A 16410-nucleotide genomic window follows, 5' to 3' on the forward strand; every position below is an offset into this window, starting at 1 on the left:
GACAACCACCGTCACGTCGCACCGCACCCGTCCGCCCGCCCAGCCGCCCACGCTGCGGGCCCGGCGCCTGCCGAGGTACGCCGCGCCGGCCATCGCGGCAGCCGCCCTGCTGGTCGCCGCCGCGTTCGTGTACGGCACCGGCACCGGCGGCCCGGTGCTGGTCGTGGTGGTCGCCGCGCTGCTCTACCTGGCCGGCCTGTTCACCGCCGCCAACAGGGTCGAGGGGCGGCGTTCGGCTCGCAACCGCACCTGGAGCGCGCTGATCCACTCCGCGTTCGTGCTGGCCGTCCTGCCGCTGGCCTCGGTGGTCTGGACGCTGGTCAGCAAGGGCGCCGAGCGGCTGGACGCCGACTTCTTCCTCACCTCGATGAACAACATCGGCGCGCGGGACCCGAACGGCGGCGCGTACCACGCGATCGTCGGGACGCTCCAGCAGGTCGGCATCGCCGCCCTGATCACCGTCCCGCTCGGCATCCTCTGCGCCATCTACATCGTCGAGTACGGCCGGGGCCGGTTCGCCGCCGCGATCCGGTTCTTCGTCGACGTGATGACGGGCATCCCGTCGATCGTCGCCGGCCTCTTCGTGCTGGCGTTCTGGGTGCTGGTCGTCTCGCCGTGGTTCAACGACGGGCGGCCCAGCTTCTCCGGCTTCGCCGCCGCGCTCGCGCTGAGCGTGCTGATGCTGCCCACCGTGGTCCGCTCCACCGAGGAGATGCTGCGTCTCGTCCCGGCGCCGCTGCGCGAGGGGGCGTACGCCCTCGGCGTGCCGAAGTGGAAGACCATCCTGCGGGTCGTGCTGCCGACCGCCCTGCCGGGCATCGTCACCGGCGTCATGCTCGCCATCGCCCGCGCGGCCGGCGAGACCGCCCCGGTGCTGCTCGTCGCCGGCGGCGGCGCGGCGATCAACTTCAACCCGTTCGAGAACAACCAGTCGTCGCTGGCCCTCTTCGTCTACCAGCAGGCCGGCGACGCGTCGAAGTACGCGCCGGCGCGGGCGTGGACGGCGGCACTCACCCTGGTCGCCCTCGTGCTGATCCTGACCGTCGCGGCGAAGCTGCTGGCCCGTCGCAACCGGCTCGGCCGATGAACCCCGGAGGTACCACCACCATGGCCAAGCGCATCGAAGCCTCGAACGTGACCGCCTACTATGGCGCCTTCAAGGCGATCGAGAACATCAACCTGACGGTCGAGCCGAAGACGGTGACCGCCCTGATCGGCCCGTCCGGCTGCGGCAAGTCCACCTTCCTGCGGTCGATCAACCGGATGCACGAGGTGCTCCCCGGCGCCCGGGTCGAGGGCAGCCTCACCATCGACGACCAGGACATCTACGACCGGGACGTGGACGTCACCGCCGTCCGGCGCATGATCGGCATGGTCTTCCAGCGGCCCAACCCGTTCCCCACCATGAGCATCTTCGAGAACGTGGTGGCCGGGCTGCGGCTCAACGGCGTACGCAGGAAGTCGATCCTGGAGGAGGCGGCCGAGCGGGCGCTCCGCTCGGCCAACCTCTGGGACGAGGTGAAGGACCGCCTCGGCAAGCCCGGCGCCGGGCTCTCCGGCGGTCAGCAGCAGCGGCTCTGCATCGCCCGGACCATCGCCGTCGAGCCGCAGGTGGTGCTGATGGACGAGCCCTGCTCGGCACTCGACCCGATCTCCACGCTGGCCATCGAGGACCTGATGTTCCAGCTCAAGGACAAGTTCACCATCATCATCGTCACGCACAACATGCAGCAGGCCGCCCGCGTCTCGGACCGGACCGCCTTCTTCTCGATCGAGAAGACCGGCGACCCGGGCCGGCTCATCGAGTACGACAACACGCAGAAGATCTTCAGCAACCCCGGCGTGAAGAAGACCGAGGACTACATCACCGGCCGCTTCGGCTGAGCCGCGAGACAGTGGCCCCTTCCCTCGCTCTCCCGGCGGGGAAGGGGCCCTTCCCTTCCCCGCCCGGGCCGTGGCGAGCCCGGCGGCGCACCAGGATCTGTTCTATGGTCGGGTCGGAAAACGCCCACCGGTCGCTGCGGAGGACGGGCATGTCTGAATATCCCCGGTTGCTGCACACCGTGCTCGACAGCACGAACCCACGGGAGCTTGCCGAGTTCTACCGGCAACTGCTCGGGCTGCGGTACCGGCCCGGCGACGAACCGCCGACGGACGGGACGGCCGACGAGCCGGACTGGCTCGTGCTCAGGGACTCCGACGGAGCGGCCCAGCTCGCCTTCCAGCTCGTCGACCGCCTGCCCCGGACCACCTGGCCCCGGCACGACGTGCCGATGCAGTTGCACCTCGACTTCACGGTCCCGGACGCGTCCGAGCTGGAGAGGCAGCGGGAGCGGGCGGAGGCCCTGGGCGCGCAACTCCTGTTCGACCGGTCCGACGACCCGGACGAGCCGCTGTACGTCTTCGCGGACCCGTCCGGTCACCCGTTCTGCATCTTCGTGGCCTAGCGTCGCCACCCCGGCCGCCGAGCCCGGGGAACCACGCCCAGGGTGCGCCGGAGCACCAGCGCCGCGCACCGGGCGACCTCGGTCAGCCCAGCACGAACCTCGGCTCGCCGGTCTCGGGCACGTCGAGGCGGGGCGTGACCGGGGTGGCGGCGTCCCGGCTCGCCGCCGCGCGGGCGACGCCGGCCAGGTCGCCGCCGGCCGCCACCTGGGCCAGGCTCACCAGGGTGGGCGGGAGCATGGTCAGCTCGCCGGCCTCCGCGCGGGCCAGGGCGTCCGCCGGGCGGACCCACAGGGTGTGGTCGGCCTCCCCGGAGACGTCCCGGGTCCGCTGCCCCTCCGGCAGCAGGGCCACGAAGAAGTACGTGTCGAAGCGGCGCGGCTCGAACTCCGGCGTGATCCACCGGCTCCACGGCAGCAGCAGGTCCGACCGGAGGGTGAGTCCGCGCCGGGCGAGCAGGTCGGCGAAGCCGCCCCGGCGCTGCTCCAGCGCCACCCGGTCGGCCTCCCAGTCGTCACCGCTCACGTCGCCGACCACGGTCTGCGCGTCGGGGCCGGCGAGCAGGACCCCGGCCTCCTCGAAGACCTCCCGGGCGGCGGCGCAGACGACCGCCTGCGCGGCCTCGGGGGTCAGCCCCAGGCGCTCACCCCACCCGGCCGGCGTCGGGCCGGCCCAGTCCAGGTGCGCCTGCGAGTCCGAGGGGTCGACCCCGCCGCCGGGGAAGGCGTACATGCCGCCGAAGGCCATCGCGGCGACCCGTCGGATCAGGTACACCTCGAAGTCGTCGCCGGCGGGGCGGAGCAGCAGCACGGTGGCCGCGACCCGGGGCGCCGCCGGGGTGCCGCCCTCGGCGCGGAAGCGGCGGGCGTGCTCCACGAGCGCCGGGGGTGCGGGGAAGCCGTCGGCGTCGATCGTCATGCGCCGAGCCTAGTTCCCGACGGGTGGATCGCCCCCGCCGCCGTCGGGTGATCTTCGCTAGCGTGGCCGGCATGACTCGATGGGGCATCCTGGCCACCGGCAACATCGCCGCCCGTTTCGCCGAGGACCTGCGCCTGGTCCCGGGCGCCGAACTCGCGGCGGTCGGCTCGCGGACCGCCGAGAGCGCGGAGCGGTTCGCGGCCCGGCACGGCGTGCCGCGGGCGTACGCCTCCTGGGCGGAACTCGCCGCGGACGACGAGCTGGACGTCGTCTACGTCGCCACGCCGCACGCCGCGCACCACGAGGCCGCCACGACCTGCCTCGCGGCCGGCCGGGCGGTGCTGCTGGAGAAGCCGTTCACCCTCGACCTGGCGACCAGCGTCGAGCTGGTGGACACCGCCCGCGCGGCGGGGGTCTTCCTGATGGAGGCCATGTGGATGCGGACGAACCCGCTCGTCCGCCGGCTGTGCGCGCTGGTCGCGGACGGCGCGATCGGCACGGTGACCGGCGTCCGGGCCGACTTCGGGGTGGCCGGGCCGTTCCCGCCGGAGCACCGGATGCGGGCCCGCACGCTCGGCGGCGGCGCCCTGCTCGACCTCGGCGTCTACCCCGTCAGCCTGGCCCACCTGCTACTCGGCGTGCCCGACCACGTCCGGTCCTGGGCGAAGCTGAGCCCGGAGGGGGTGGACGAGAACACCGGCATCGTCCTCGGGTACGACTCGGGCGCGGTCGCCACCCTCAGCTGCGGCATGGTCGGGGCGCCCCCGCTGGTCGCCTCGGTCACCGGCACCACCGGCCGGATCGACCTGCCCGAGCCGTTCTTCCGCCCCGGCTCGCTGACCCTGCACCGGGCCGGCGCCGAGCCGGAGACGATCACCGGCGAGCTGGTCGGCGGCGGCTACCAGTACGAGGCGGCCGAGGTCCAGCGCTGCCTCGCCGAGGGTCTCCTGGAGAGCCCTCTGGTCCCCCACGCCGCCACGCTGGAGGTGATGGCGCTCCTCGACACCGTCCGCGCCCAGATCGGCGTCTCCTACTCCTGACGGGAGTACGGAAAAGGGGCCCCTCGTCGCCGAGGGGCCCCTTTCGCCTACGTCAGCTGAACAGGGGGCGGCACAGGAAGTACATCAGGGCGCCGATCGAGCCGGCGGCCGGGAAGGTGAGGATCCACGCCCCGACGATGTTGCCGGCCACGCCCCACCGGACGGCGGAGAGCCGCTTGGTGGCGCCGACGCCCATGATCGCCGAGGTGATCGTGTGGGTCGTCGAGATCGGCGCGCCGAGGACCAGCGCGTTGAAGTAGAGCACCCCGCTGGCCACGGTCTCGGCCGCGAAGCCCTCCGGCGGCCGGAGGTCGATGATCTTACGACCCAGGGTCCGGATGATCCGCCAGCCACCGGCGTACGTGCCGGCGGCGAGCACGGCGGCCGACGTCCAGAACGCCCACTCCGGGATGAAGCTGGGGTCGTCCTGGTAGCCGCCGACGTAGAGGGCGAGCACCACGATGCCGATGGTCTTGGCGGCGTCCTGCATGCCGTGGCCGACCGACATGGCGGCAGCGGACGCGGTCTGCGCCCAGCGGAAGCCCCGGTTGAGCCGGCCCGGGTGCCCCTTCCGGAAGATCCACTGCACGGCGATCATGACGACGTAGCCGAGCACGAAGCCGACCATCGGCGAGAGGATCATCGGGATGATCACGCTCTCCCCGATGCCGGTCCAGAGCACCGTGCCGGACGCGGCGACGGTCGAGCCGACCAGGCCGCCGATCAGCGCGTGCGACGAGGACGACGGCAGGCCGAAGTACCAGGTGACCAGGTTCCACACGATCGCGCCGATCACGCCGGCGAAGACGATGCCGAGGCTCGACGTGCCGGTGGGCAGTTTCACCAGGCCGCTGCCGACGGTCTTGGCCACCTCGGCGCCGAAGTGGGCACCGATGAAGTTGCCGACCGCCGCCATGGCCAGGGCCACCCGGGGTGTGAGCGCCCGGGTGGAGATGCTGGTCGCGATCGCGTTGGCGGCGTCGTGGAAGCCGTTGGTGTAGTCGAACGCCAACGCCACCGCGATCACCGCCAGCACGGCGATGAGTTCGGGACTCACAGGATCAGGACTCCTTGACCGCGATGGTCTCGACGGTGTTGGCCACGTGCTCGAAGGCGTCGCAGGCGGCCTCCAGCTCGTCGGCGACCTCCTTCATCTTCAGCACCGTCAGCGCGTCGTACTCGCCGGAGAAGAGGCGGACCAGCAGCATCCGGTACACCTGGTCGCCGTCGTTCTCCAGCCGGTTGCACTCGATCCAGTAGTCCTCGAGGTCCTTCATCGACTTCAGGCGCGGCATGGCGTCGGCGGTCAGCTTCGCCTGCGCGTCCAGGACGTTGACCATCTCGTGCATCTCGCGGGGCAGCGAGGGGAGCTTGGTCAGGCCGTAGAGGTAGAGCAGGTTGCCGACCGCCTCGAGGTGGTCCATCACGTCGTCGAGCAGCGACCCGAGCCGGTAGATGTCCTCCCGGTCGAACGGCGTGATGAAGGTCGAGTTGATCTTCTTGTACAGCTCGTGGGTGATCTGATCGCTGTCGTGCTCCACCTCGGTGAGCCGCTCGCTGACCGACTGCACCTCCACCCCGGGGAGGGCCAGCTCGTTGAGCAGCTCGGTGCCCTTCACCAGGTTCTGCGCGGCCCTGGTGAAGAGCTCGTAGAAGGCGCCCTCGTTCGGGCGGAAGGAAAACTTCACAGCACGGACCTCGTCGTGTCGGTGGAAGGGTCGCGGTCGCCCGGAGGGTGCCCGCCTGGGAATGCTAGAAAACGACGGAACCGGGAATTGCGCGGCCTCCCCCTGGTCAGGCCACATTCACCGGTCGTTCACCTGTCGTTCATCTAAGCCGTTCTCCCGGGTCCCAGCAGCCGCTCCCGTTCCCGCCGGACGTCGAAACCGGCAGGCGGATACCCGAGATCGAGAGTGTCGAACGTCTCGCGGAGCAGGTGCGCGACGGCCCAGTCGCGGTACCACTTGCGGTCCGCCGGCACCACGTACCAGGGCGCGGCGTCCGTGCCGCACCGGCCCAGGGCCTCGGCGTACGCGGCCTGGTAGTCGTCCCAGCGGGCGCGGGCGTCGATGTCCGAGGGGTCGTACTTCCAGTGCTTGCGCGGCTCGTCCAGCCGCTCCAGCAGCCGCCGGCCCTGCTCCGCGTACGAGATGTGCAGCATCACCTTCACCAGGGCCACCCCGGCGTCGACCTGCTCCCGCTCGAAGGCGTTGATCTCGTCGTACCGGGCCTGCCAGATCGACTCGGGCACCAGCGAGTCGACGCGCGCCACGAGCACGTCCTCGTAGTGCGAGCGGTTGAAGACCCCCACCTGGCCGGGCGGCGGGAGCGCCCGCCGGATCCGCCACAGGAAGTCGTGCCGCAGCTCCTCGGAGGTGGGCGGGCCGAACGAGCGGACGTGCAGGCCCAGCGGGTTCATCGCGCCGGCCACGCGCTTGATGGTGCCGTCCTTGCCGCCACAGTCCATCGCCTGGAGCACCAGCAGCACCCGGCGCCCGGCGGCCGCACCCGGCCCGTCCGCGCCACCGCCCCGGCCCGCCTCCCGGGCCTTCGCGTCGGCGAAGAGCATCTCCTGCTGCCGACCCAGTTCCGCGCCGACCAGTCCGACCTGGCGGCGGGCCCACTCCTTGCGCCGCCGGCCGGTCACCTCGGGCCCGGGCAGACCCGGCGTCGACCGGGGATCGACCGCCCCGAGGTCGGCCACCGCGCCCGGCGTCACCCGGAGCAACCTGCGCATGCTCCCCCCGACCGGCCCCACGACCCCCTCGACCCGCTCCACACCCGCGCCGCCCAGATCCGGCTCATCAGTCGCTCGCACCCCCGGATCATCACCCACCCCCGCCCCTCCCGCCCGCCGACTCCCGCCCCTCGGCCTCGCGATCATGGACTTGTGGTGGGCGGAATCCGCGCCCTCTCCCCTTGTGCGGGGCACCACAACTGCATGATCGACCCGCTCTCGGGACGCGGGGAGCGGGGCGGGAGGATGGGGCGGGTTGGGGCAGGGCGGGTGGGAGGGGTGGCGTGGCGGATCTGGTGGCGGAGTTCGAGGTGGAGCGGGGGCGGCTGCTGGCGGTGGCCCACCGGATGCTCGGCAGCCGCAGCGAGGCGGAGGACGCCGTCCAGGAGACCTGGCTGCGGTACGCCGCCGCGCTCGCCGACCCGGCGGCCCGCGCCGAGATCCGGCACCTCGGCGCCTGGCTCACCACCACCTGCGCCCGGATCTGCCTGGACGTGCTCCGCTCGGCGCGGGTACGGCGGGAGGCGTACCCGGGCCAGTGGCTGCCGGAGCCCGTGGTGACGCCGCTCGACCAGGGCCCGCGTACCGACGGCTTCGCGCCCGACCCCGCCGAGCGGGCGGTCCGCGCCGACCAGGTCGGCACCGCCCTGATGGTGGTGCTGGAGCGGCTCGCGCCGGAGCAGCGGGTCGCGTTCGTGCTGCACGACGTCTTCGCCGTGCCGTTCTCCCGGATCGCCGAGGTGCTCGGCACGACCGACGCCGCCGCCCGCCAGCTCGCCTCCCGGGCCCGCCGGGCGGTGCACGCGTCCGACGCGCCCCGGCACACCGCCGACGCCGTCGAGCAGCGCCGGGTGCTCGCCGCCTTCGTGGCCGCCGTCGAGTCGGGCGAGCTGGACGCGCTGGTGCGGGTGCTCGCCCCGGACGTGGTCGCCATCGGCGACAGCGGCGGCCACTTCCCGGCGGCCCGGCGCCCGGTGGTCGGGGCCGACCCGGTGGCCCGCTTCGTCCTGGGCCTGTTCGGCCGCGCCGGCCGGTACGGCGGCACGCTGCGCGCCCGTCGGGTGCTGGTCGACGGCGTGGAGGGCCTGCACATGGAGAGCCCGCACCCGGACGGCCGGACGCTGCGGGTCGTCGCCGCCCTCGCGGTCGACGACGGCCGGGTGACCGGGTTGTTCCACCAGCTCAACCCGGAGAAGCTGGGCGACCTGCCACCGCTGTCGGACGAGGACGGCTGGCCGCCGCGCTGGTGAGGACCCGTGCCGCCGCCGGTGGTCAGACCACCAGGGCCAGCCACTTCCGGTACGACGTGGCGAACGGCTCGACGCCGTCGCCCAGCGCCCCGAGGAGCCACCGGGCCGCCGCCTCGGCCTGCGTCACCACGTCGTCCGGGTAGCCGAAGCGGGCGCGGTGCTCGGCGAACTCGTCCTCGTCGCGCAGCTCCACCAGGCCGGTGGCCCGCCGACGCACCACGTCGAGGTCGAGGTCGATGAGGTGGACGGTGTCGTCGTTCTCCCAGCGGGCCGGGCTGGCGATGTCGCAGTAGACCTCGCTGGTCCGGGGCGGCGGGTTGAACATGCCGGTCCACCAGGCGTGGTGCGGCACCAGGAGGACGAACGGGATCTGCTCCACCGACGGTCGGCCGTGGTAGACGGACTTCGTGCCCTCGGTCACGCCGAGCCAGACGCCGAGCTCGTCCTCGGCCAGACGGCGGGCCGGGTAGTCACGATGGGCGCTGCCGTCGTACTTGCGGTAGATCACGCGGACCACGTCGCTCGGCATGAGTCGCACCCTAACCGATACCGCCCATCGGTCGCCGCACGGAAGTAACCGGACGCGGTCGGTGGGAGACCGTACCGTGACGACGCCACACCCGGATCGGCGCGGCCGGTGTCGGGGACGGCGGGTACCGTCGCACGGTGACTCCGCGCCTCGCCACCGGTTCCGCCGCCCCATCGCCCCGCACCGGAGGCCGGCGGCGGGGCGCCCGGCCGAGCGGGGTGGAGCTGCTCGCCGCCGCGGTCGGCGCGGTGCCGGGCGGGGCGGCGCGTCCCGGTCAGCAGCAGATGGCGACCGCCATCGAGGAGTGCGTGCAGGCGCGGGAGCACCTGCTGGTGCAGGCCGGCACGGGCACCGGCAAGTCGCTGGCCTACCTGACGCCCGCGCTGACCGTGGACGGTCCGGTGGTGGTCTCCACCGCCACTCTGGCGTTGCAGTCCCAACTGGTCGACCACGACCTGCCCCGGCTCGCCGACGCCGTGGAGCCGGTGCTCGGCCGGCGGCCCACCTTCGCGGTGCTGAAGGGACGGCACCACTACCTCTGCCTGGCCCGGCTGGACAACTCCACCGAGGACGAGCCGGAGGACACCCTCTTCGACGCCCCGGCCGCACGCCCCGGCGGCGGCACCAAGTGGCTCGGCGAGGCGGGTCGGCTCGGCAAGCAGGTCCAGCGGCTGCGCGACTGGGCGGAGAAGACCGACACCGGCGACCGGGACGAGCTGGACCCGGGCGTCGACGACCAGGCCTGGCGGCTGGTCTCCATGCCGGCCCGGGAGTGCGTCGGCGCTTCCCGCTGCCCGTTCGGCGCGGAGTGCTTCGCCGAGGCGTCCCGGGCCCGCGCCCGGGAGGCCGACATCGTGGTCACCAACCACAGCCTGCTCGCGGTGGACATGCTCGCCGGCCGGCACATCGTGCCGCCGCACAAGCTGCTCATCGTCGACGAGGCGCACGAGCTGGCCGACCGGGTCTCCTCCGCCGCGCAGGCCGAGCTGGTGCCGGAGCTGATCGACCGCTCCGCGAAGCGGGCCCGCCCGCTGCTGCGGCCGGACGTCGCCGAGTCGCTCACCGCGGCCGGCGACGCCCTGGCGGTCGGGCTGGCCGAGGCGCCGGCCGGGCGGATCACCTCGGGGCTGCCGTCCGCGCTGCGCGAGGCGTGCACCCTGCTCGACGCGGCGACCCGGGCGGCGCTCGACGCGATCGGCGAGGTCAAGTCCGACGACCCGGACCCGGTGCGCAAGCAGCAGGCCAAGGCCGTGCTCGACGAACTCTCCGCCACCGCGCAGCGGCTGCTGGAGGAGGCCGACCACGACGTCGCCTGGGTGGAGAAGAACGACAACACCGGTCGCCGGGCGCTGGTGGTCGCGCCGCTCTCGGTCGCCGGCACGCTCGCCACCCACCTGTACGAGGAGCGCACGGTGGTCGCCACCTCGGCGACGCTGACGCTGGGCGGCCGGTTCGACACGGTGGCCCGGGCGCTGGGCCTGGAGGCGCCCCCGGCCGACCCGCCGTCGCCGGCCGCCGCCGCCCTGGCCGCCCGTTCCGCCGGGCGCACCGGCGGCACCGGGCCGGCGGAGGGCAGCGGCGCGACCGGGGACGGCGCCGTGACCGGCCCGGCGGGGGCGCCGGCCACCTCGGGGCCGGGGTGGCGCTCCCTCGACGTCGGCTCGCCGTTCGACTACGGCCGGCAGGGCATCCTGTACGTCGCCGCGCACCTGCCGAGGCCCAGCGTCTCCGGGCTGCCCGACGCGGCCGGCGAGGAACTGCTCGCGCTGGTCACCGCGCTCGGCGGGCGTACGCTCGGCCTCTTCTCCTCCCGGCGGGCCGCGCAGCAGGCGGCGGAGCTGCTGCGCGCGCGGACCGACCTGCCGGTCCTGCTCCAGGGCGAGGAGGCGCTGCCGCTGCTGGTACGCCGGTTCCGGGAGGAGAAGTCCAGCTGCCTGTTCGGGGTGATGTCGCTCTGGCAGGGCGTCGACGTGCCGGGCGACTCCTGCCAGCTGGTGGTCATCGACCGGCTGCCCTTCCCCCGGCCGGACGAGCCGCTGGCGGCGGCGCGGGCGGCGGCGGTGGACGCCGGCGGCGGGTCGGGCTTCGCGGCGGTCAGCGTGCCGATCGCCGCGATCAGGCTGGCCCAGGGGGTGGGGCGGCTGATCCGGTCGACGGGCGACAAGGGCGTGGTGGCGGTGCTCGACTCGCGCCTGGAGACCGCCCGGGGCTACGGGCCGTTCCTGCGCCGGTCGCTGCCGCCGTTCTGGTACACCACCCGGCCCGAGGTCGCCCGCGGCGCCCTCGAACGCCTCGCCGGTTCCTGACCCCCGTCAGGGCGCCTGGGAGGCGACGACGACGGCGTCGGGCGGGGTGTCCGGGACGGTGCGGGCGGCGAGCCGGCGCACGGCCGTGTTGAGCACGGCGATCAGCGGCACCGAGACCAGCGCGCCGGTGATCCCGGCGAGGACCACGCCGGCCGCGATGCCGATGATGACCGCGAGCGGGTGGATGGCCACCGCCCGGCCCATGATCAGCGGCTGGAGGAGGTGCCCCTCCACCTGCTGCACCCCGATCACCACGCCGAGGATGATCAGCGCGGTCACCGGGCCGCTGTCGACCAGCGCGACCAGGACCGCGACGACGCCCGACAGGGTCGCCCCGACGATCGGGATGAACGCCCCGAGGAAGACCAGCGCGGCGAGCGGGAAGGCGAACGGGATGTCGAAGATGACCAGGAAGACGCCGATGCCGACCGCGTCGATGAAGGCGACCAGCACGGTCGCCCGGACGTAGGCGACCAGGGTCGCCCAGGACGCCCGCCCGGCGTCGTCGACCTTCCAGCGGGCGGCCACCGGCAGCAGCCGGACCAGGAAGCGCCAGATCTTGTTGCCGTCCCGCAGGAAGAAGAAGGTGGCGAAGAGCACCAGCAGCGTGCCGGTCAGCACCTCAGCCAGCGTGGCGGCCGTGGAGAGGGCGCCGCTGGTGAACTTCTCGGTGTTGTTGTTGATCCACTTCTGGCCCTCCTCGATGTAGTTGTCGAGTTGGCCGTCGGAGAGGTGCAGCGGGCCGGTCTTCAGCCAGTCCTGGATCTGCCGGACGCCCTCCGAGGACTTCTTGCTCAGCTCCGGCACGCCCTGGATGAACTCGTTCACCACCAGGGTCAGCGTGCCGATCACCCCGGCCAGGCCGCCCACCAGGACCACCGCCGTCGCCATGGACCGGGGGAACCGGGCCCGCAGCAGCCAGCCGACCGCCGGCGCGAGCAGCGCCGAGAGCAGCAGCGCGACGGCCAGCGGGATGACCACGATCCGGACCGTGCCGACGATCTTCAGCAGCGCCCAGGCCACGACGCCGATCACGATCAGCCGCCAGGACCACGCGGCGGCGATCCGCAACGCGTGCGGCACGTCCGCGTCGTCCCGGCTGGAGGTGGAGTTGTGCATCGCCCCGGGCGGCGGGGCGCCGACCACGGTCGCCGACGGCGCCGCCGCCGGTCCGGGGGACGTCGGCGAGGCCACGCCGGCCGGCTCGGGGCCGTCGGCCGGGTCCGTACGGCGCGCCCGCACCGACTCCCGGCCCGACTCGTACGCGCGACGGAGCCGTCCGCGTACCTGCTCGAAGCGGCTCAAGCGCACCTCCTGGCAATAGACCGGCCCGCCCACGCCGGTGGGCGGACAGGATACGTCCGACGACGCCACCGTAGGGCAGGTCCGCCACACATTGCCCCCGGCCCCCGGCCCGTAACCGCCCACGGCCGGCCGACCGGGACACGGTAGCGTCTGCGGCGTGACCGCCGACCAGAATCTCGACTCCAAGCTGCCGATCCGCCTGCTGCACGACCGTGTGCTGGTGCGGATGGAGGGGAGCGAGGGTGAGCGACGCTCGACCGCCGGCATCGTGATTCCGGCGACCGCCGCCGTGGGCAAGCGCCTGGCCTGGGCCACCGCCGTTGGCGTGGGGCCGAACGTACGCGCCATCGTCTCGGGCGACCGGGTCCTCTTCGACCCCGACGACCGCTCCGAGGTCGAACTGCACGGCCGCGGGTACGTGCTGCTGCGCGAACGCGACGTGCACGCCGTGGCCGCCGAGCGGGTGGAGAACGACTCCACCGGCCTCTACCTCTGAGCCCACCCCCGCCCCACCCGCCCGGATGAGGGCGCGGGTGCCGTTTGCGTCGCTCCCCGCCGGGAAGCCAGCCGCATCACCGGCCCTGGGGAGGGACGCGATGCCGGTACTCGTGAAGAAGATTCTGCTCTGGGGGAGCGTCGCGTTCCTGATCTACTTCATGGCCTTCCGGCCGGAGGGCGCGGCGCAGATGTTCAAGGCGATCGGGGCGGGACTGATGGCGATGGCGCAGGGCCTCGGTGACTTCCTCACCAGCCTGATGACCTGACGGCCGGGGCCGACCTCACGGGGCGGCCCCGGTCCCGGGGTCAGGAGATGGCCGGCGGCTGCGTCAGGGGCGACCGGGGGGCCACGGCGCCGGGGGCTGCTGGCCGTACCAGCCGGGCGGGCCGAAGTTGGCCGGGTGCGCCGGGGGCGGCGGCGGGACCAGCACCACCGGGATCGGCACGACGGGCTCGTCCGGCGCCTCGACCGTCCGCTGCGTGCCGTCCGGGAACCGCAGGTGGTAGCGGTGTCCGTCCCAGATCCCCGCCGGCGCCTGCGGGTCGCGGCCCACGAAGAACGACCGGTACGCGCCGATCGCCTCCAGCAGCTCCCGTTCCTCCCGCGCGGTCCGCTCCCGGTCCACCGGGCGGCGGTCCAGGCCGCGCAGCGCGCCGTCGCGCAGCAGCGCCAGCCGGGTCGCCGCGAACTGGTAGCCGCGCATCGCCTTCAACCCGCCGTCGCCGGCCACCCGCTTGGCCCACACCCGGGCCGCGTGCCGCCGTCCCAGGCTGCTCAGCGCCGCCACCTCCGGCGGGGTGAGCCAGCCCGCCCGGACGTAGTCGGGCAGGGTCCGCTCGGTGAGCCGCCCCTCCCAGGCCCGTAGCCACACGGCGAGCCCGACCATGCCGAAGAAGACCGGCACCATCACGCCGATGAACCCGTACAGCATGATCAGCGTCTCGCCGGTGGCCTGGGTGAGCGTCGGCAGCAGGTTCCAGAGCCCGTGCAGCATCATCGCCAGGAGCAGGCCGGCGAGGGGCGCGAGCACCCGCACCCACCGGCTGGCGGCGCGCGCGGCGATGCCCAGCCCCACCCCGGTCATGGAGGTGAACAGCGGGTGGGCGAAGCCGAAGAGCAGGATCCGGACGATGAAGATGGCGATGACCTGCTGGGTGCCGGTGGCCGGCCCGTACCGCTCCACGCCGGTGGCGTAGCCGTAGCCGCCCAGGTAGAGGATGTTCTCCACCATGGCGAACCCGATCGCGGAGAGCCCGCAGTAGACCAGGGCGTCGGTGATCCCGGAGAACTCCCGCCGGCGGAAGATCAGCAGCAGGATCGGCCCGAGGGCCTTGGTCAGCTCCTCGATGAACGGCGCGACCAGCACCGCGGTCAGCGCGGTCGGCAGCCCCCGGTCCTCGAACAGCCCGGCGGAGAACTCGTTGACGGTCAGCGAGGCCGCGGTGGAGACGAACGCGCCCCAGGCGAAGCAGAAGACCAGGTACTTCAGGGGCTCCGGCTCGTAGCGGTCGAGCCAGAGGAAACAGCCCACCAGCACCGGAACCGGGAGGATCGCGGCGACCACGCCGATCAGCAGCGCCTCGACGCCCAGGTTCTCGCCCAGCGTGAAGACCATGAACAGCGCGCACGCCGCGATGAACAGGACGGTGCCGGCCAACACCAGGGCCCGACGCCACCCCAGCCGCCGCAGCGGCATCCGGGGCCCGGCCCCGCCGGGCGGCGGAACGGCGGGCGCGGTCGGCGACGGCGGCAGGGATGCGCCGGGCGGGGTGTCGGCCATGCGGTCAGCGTAGCCATCCCCGGCAGCCTGGTCCGGCCGCATTCACCCGGCTATGCTGCGGGCAGGTCACGAGCGCCAGCGTCAAGCCCCGGCTTGCTGGCCGGCAACCCTCGTCGAGTTCGCGGTGGGGTGCCCCGGGTGATGACCGGGCCCGGCCCGAACCGCGTGCCGGGCAAGCGCGGACCCCGCCCGTGTGCGCCCACCCGGGGTCCCTGGACCCGGAGGTCGGCCATGACCGTCACCCTCGTACCCCCGCCCGCGCCGCAGCCGCCCGTCGTCGCCGCCGCGCTCGACGTGCTCGGCGTACCCGGCCAGGTGAACCTCGACTACGCGGCCACCGCGCCCTGCGCGCGGGCCGCGGCCGACGCGGTGGCCGAGCTGCTGCCCTGGTACGCCAGCGTGCACCGCGGCGCCGGGGCGCTGTCGCGGCGCTGCACCCTCGCCTACGAGCGCGCCCGGCAGACGGTCGGCGACTTCCTCGGCGCCCGCGCCGAGGACCACGTGGTCTTCACCCGCAACACCACCGACGCGTTGAACCTGCTGGCCCGGGCGTTGCCCGCCGGCACGACGGTGGTCACCTTCGGCGCGGAGCACCACGCCAACCTGCTGCCCTGGCCGCGGGGCTCGGTCCGGCTGCCGGTGCCTGAGGATCCCGCCGGGGCGGTCCGCGCGCTGGACGCCGCGCTCGGCGAGCTGCGCAGGCCGGACGCGAGGGGCGGTTCGGGTCCCGCCCGCCCCGGCGCCGGACAAGGCCCGCCCGTGCTGGTCGCGGTGACCGCCGCGAGCAACGTGACCGGCGAACGCTGGCCGGTGGCGGAGCTGGCCCTGGTGGCCCGGCGGCACGGGGCCCGGATCGCGGTGGACGCCGCGCAGCTCGCCCCGCACGCGCCGGTGGACGTCGCCGCCCTCGACGTCGACTACCTCGCGCTCTCCGGCCACAAGCTGTACGCGCCGTTCGGCGCGGGGGTGCTCGTCGGTCGGGCGGACTGGCTGGACGCCGCACCGCCGTACCTGGCCGGCGGGGGCGCCACCAGCCACGTCGGGGCGGCCACCCACGACGTACGGTGGGCGACCGGCCCGGCCCGGCACGAGGCGGGCACGCCGAACCTGCTCGGCGCGGTCGCCCTGGCGGCGGTCTGCGCCGCGCTGGCCGACGCCGACCGGGCCGCGCTGCACGACGCCGAGCAGGCTCTGCTGACCCGGCTGCGCGAGGGCTTCGCGGCCCTGCCGCACGTGCTGGAGCTGCGCATGTTCGGGCCGGCGGCGCCCCGGGTGGGGATCGTGTCGTTCGTGGTGGCCGGCCGGGACTCGGCGGAGGTGGCGGCGGAACTGGCGACGGCGTACGGCATCGGGGTGCGCGACGGCCTCTTCTGCGCCCACCCGCTGGCCCGGCGGCTGCTCGACGAGGCGGCCGCCCGCAGCGGCCGGCGGGACCTGCCGCCGACCGCCCTGCGGGCCAGCATCGGCCTGGGCAGCACGACCGGGCACGTGGACCGGCTGCTCACGGCCCTCGCCGCGCTGGCCTGACCGGCCCACGCTCCGCCTTCTCGTGCCGGAGCCGGCGGGGCGGCCGGCTCCGGTACGGGTCCCGCACGCAGCGG

16 protein-coding genes and 1 riboswitch are annotated in these 16410 nt (G+C 74.0%); of the genes, 9 read left to right on the forward strand and 7 right to left on the reverse strand.

Annotation, left to right across the window (positions count from 1 at the left end):
- From pstA to AB0883_RS07015, 3 genes are all read left to right on the forward strand, one after another.
- On the forward strand, positions 1 to 1087 hold a 1087-nt coding region (pstA, locus tag AB0883_RS07005; RefSeq protein WP_366640028.1), incomplete at its 5' end, for a phosphate ABC transporter permease PstA.
- Positions 1088 to 1107: 20 nt separating this feature from the next.
- The gene (gene pstB / locus AB0883_RS07010; protein ID WP_121400045.1) at positions 1108 to 1884 is read left to right on the forward strand and encodes a phosphate ABC transporter ATP-binding protein PstB; all 777 of its coding nucleotides are present in this window, start codon (positions 1108 to 1110) and stop codon (positions 1882 to 1884) included.
- A 149-nt stretch (positions 1885 to 2033) separates the two neighbouring features.
- Positions 2034 to 2447, forward strand: coding sequence for a VOC family protein (locus tag AB0883_RS07015; RefSeq protein WP_366640030.1), 414 nt, complete (start codon positions 2034 to 2036; stop codon positions 2445 to 2447).
- 82 nt (positions 2448 to 2529) lie between these two features.
- Here AB0883_RS07015 and AB0883_RS07020 read toward each other — a convergent pair whose 3' ends face one another.
- A complete protein-coding gene (locus AB0883_RS07020) occupies positions 2530 to 3363 on the reverse strand; it encodes an NUDIX domain-containing protein (protein ID WP_366640031.1) in 834 nt (277 codons plus the stop codon).
- Positions 3364 to 3434: 71 nt separating this feature from the next.
- Here AB0883_RS07020 and AB0883_RS07025 point away from each other — a divergent pair, with 71 nt between their 5' ends.
- The gene (locus tag AB0883_RS07025; protein ID WP_366640033.1) at positions 3435 to 4403 is read left to right on the forward strand and encodes a Gfo/Idh/MocA family oxidoreductase; all 969 of its coding nucleotides are present in this window, start codon (positions 3435 to 3437) and stop codon (positions 4401 to 4403) included.
- 52 nt (positions 4404 to 4455) lie between these two features.
- Here AB0883_RS07025 and AB0883_RS07030 read toward each other — a convergent pair whose 3' ends face one another.
- The 3 genes from AB0883_RS07030 to AB0883_RS07040 form a co-directional block, all read right to left on the reverse strand.
- Positions 4456 to 5460, reverse strand: coding sequence for an inorganic phosphate transporter (locus AB0883_RS07030; RefSeq protein ID WP_366640035.1), 1005 nt, complete (start codon positions 5458 to 5460; stop codon positions 4456 to 4458).
- A 4-nt stretch (positions 5461 to 5464) separates the two neighbouring features.
- On the reverse strand, positions 5465 to 6091 hold the full coding sequence (locus tag AB0883_RS07035; protein ID WP_088998168.1) for a DUF47 family protein: 627 nt from the start codon (positions 6089 to 6091) through the stop codon (positions 5465 to 5467).
- Between the two features lie 143 nt (positions 6092 to 6234).
- Entirely contained in the window at positions 6235 to 7140 is a 906-nt protein-coding gene (locus AB0883_RS07040; protein ID WP_366640329.1) for a PPK2 family polyphosphate kinase, read from the reverse strand.
- Between the two features lie 284 nt (positions 7141 to 7424).
- On the opposite strand from AB0883_RS07040, the gene sigJ reads away from it, so the two are divergent.
- Positions 7425 to 8390, forward strand: coding sequence for an RNA polymerase sigma factor SigJ (gene sigJ, locus AB0883_RS07045; RefSeq protein ID WP_366640036.1), 966 nt, complete (start codon positions 7425 to 7427; stop codon positions 8388 to 8390).
- A 22-nt stretch (positions 8391 to 8412) separates the two neighbouring features.
- Here the strand turns inward: sigJ and AB0883_RS07050 are convergent, their stop codons facing one another.
- The gene (locus AB0883_RS07050) at positions 8413 to 8919 is read right to left on the reverse strand and encodes a DUF402 domain-containing protein (RefSeq protein ID WP_121400050.1); all 507 of its coding nucleotides are present in this window, start codon (positions 8917 to 8919) and stop codon (positions 8413 to 8415) included.
- Between the two features lie 284 nt (positions 8920 to 9203).
- Between AB0883_RS07050 and AB0883_RS07055 the strand changes: the two genes are divergently transcribed.
- Entirely contained in the window at positions 9204 to 11225 is a 2022-nt protein-coding gene (locus AB0883_RS07055; RefSeq protein WP_366640331.1) for an ATP-dependent DNA helicase, read from the forward strand.
- Between the two features lie 6 nt (positions 11226 to 11231).
- On the opposite strand, the gene AB0883_RS07060 is transcribed toward AB0883_RS07055, so the two are convergent.
- Positions 11232 to 12620, reverse strand: a complete 1389-nt coding sequence (locus tag AB0883_RS07060) for an AI-2E family transporter (RefSeq protein WP_366640333.1) — start codon at positions 12618 to 12620, stop codon at positions 11232 to 11234.
- 67 nt (positions 12621 to 12687) lie between these two features.
- Here AB0883_RS07060 and AB0883_RS07065 point away from each other — a divergent pair, with 67 nt between their 5' ends.
- The gene (locus tag AB0883_RS07065; RefSeq protein ID WP_121400053.1) at positions 12688 to 13026 is read left to right on the forward strand and encodes a co-chaperone GroES; all 339 of its coding nucleotides are present in this window, start codon (positions 12688 to 12690) and stop codon (positions 13024 to 13026) included.
- 100 nt (positions 13027 to 13126) lie between these two features.
- On the forward strand, positions 13127 to 13294 hold the full coding sequence (locus AB0883_RS07070) for a hypothetical protein (RefSeq protein ID WP_366640039.1): 168 nt from the start codon (positions 13127 to 13129) through the stop codon (positions 13292 to 13294).
- A 63-nt stretch (positions 13295 to 13357) separates the two neighbouring features.
- Here the strand turns inward: AB0883_RS07070 and AB0883_RS07075 are convergent, their stop codons facing one another.
- Positions 13358 to 14851 carry a PrsW family intramembrane metalloprotease gene (locus tag AB0883_RS07075; RefSeq protein WP_366640040.1) on the reverse strand — a complete coding sequence of 498 codons (1494 nt, stop codon included), beginning with the start codon at positions 14849 to 14851 and terminating at the stop codon, positions 13358 to 13360.
- A 22-nt stretch (positions 14852 to 14873) separates the two neighbouring features.
- Positions 14874 to 14994, forward strand: a riboswitch (SAM riboswitch).
- Positions 14995 to 15040: 46 nt separating this feature from the next.
- Between AB0883_RS07075 and AB0883_RS07080 the strand changes: the two genes are divergently transcribed.
- Positions 15041 to 16336, forward strand: a complete 1296-nt coding sequence (locus AB0883_RS07080) for an aminotransferase class V-fold PLP-dependent enzyme (RefSeq protein ID WP_366640042.1) — start codon at positions 15041 to 15043, stop codon at positions 16334 to 16336.
- Positions 16337 to 16410: the final 74 nt, after the last annotated feature.

Origin of the sequence: Micromonospora sp. NPDC047812, assembly GCF_040704175.1 — a bacterium.
Classification (GTDB): Bacteria; Actinomycetota; Actinomycetes; order Mycobacteriales; family Micromonosporaceae; genus Micromonospora.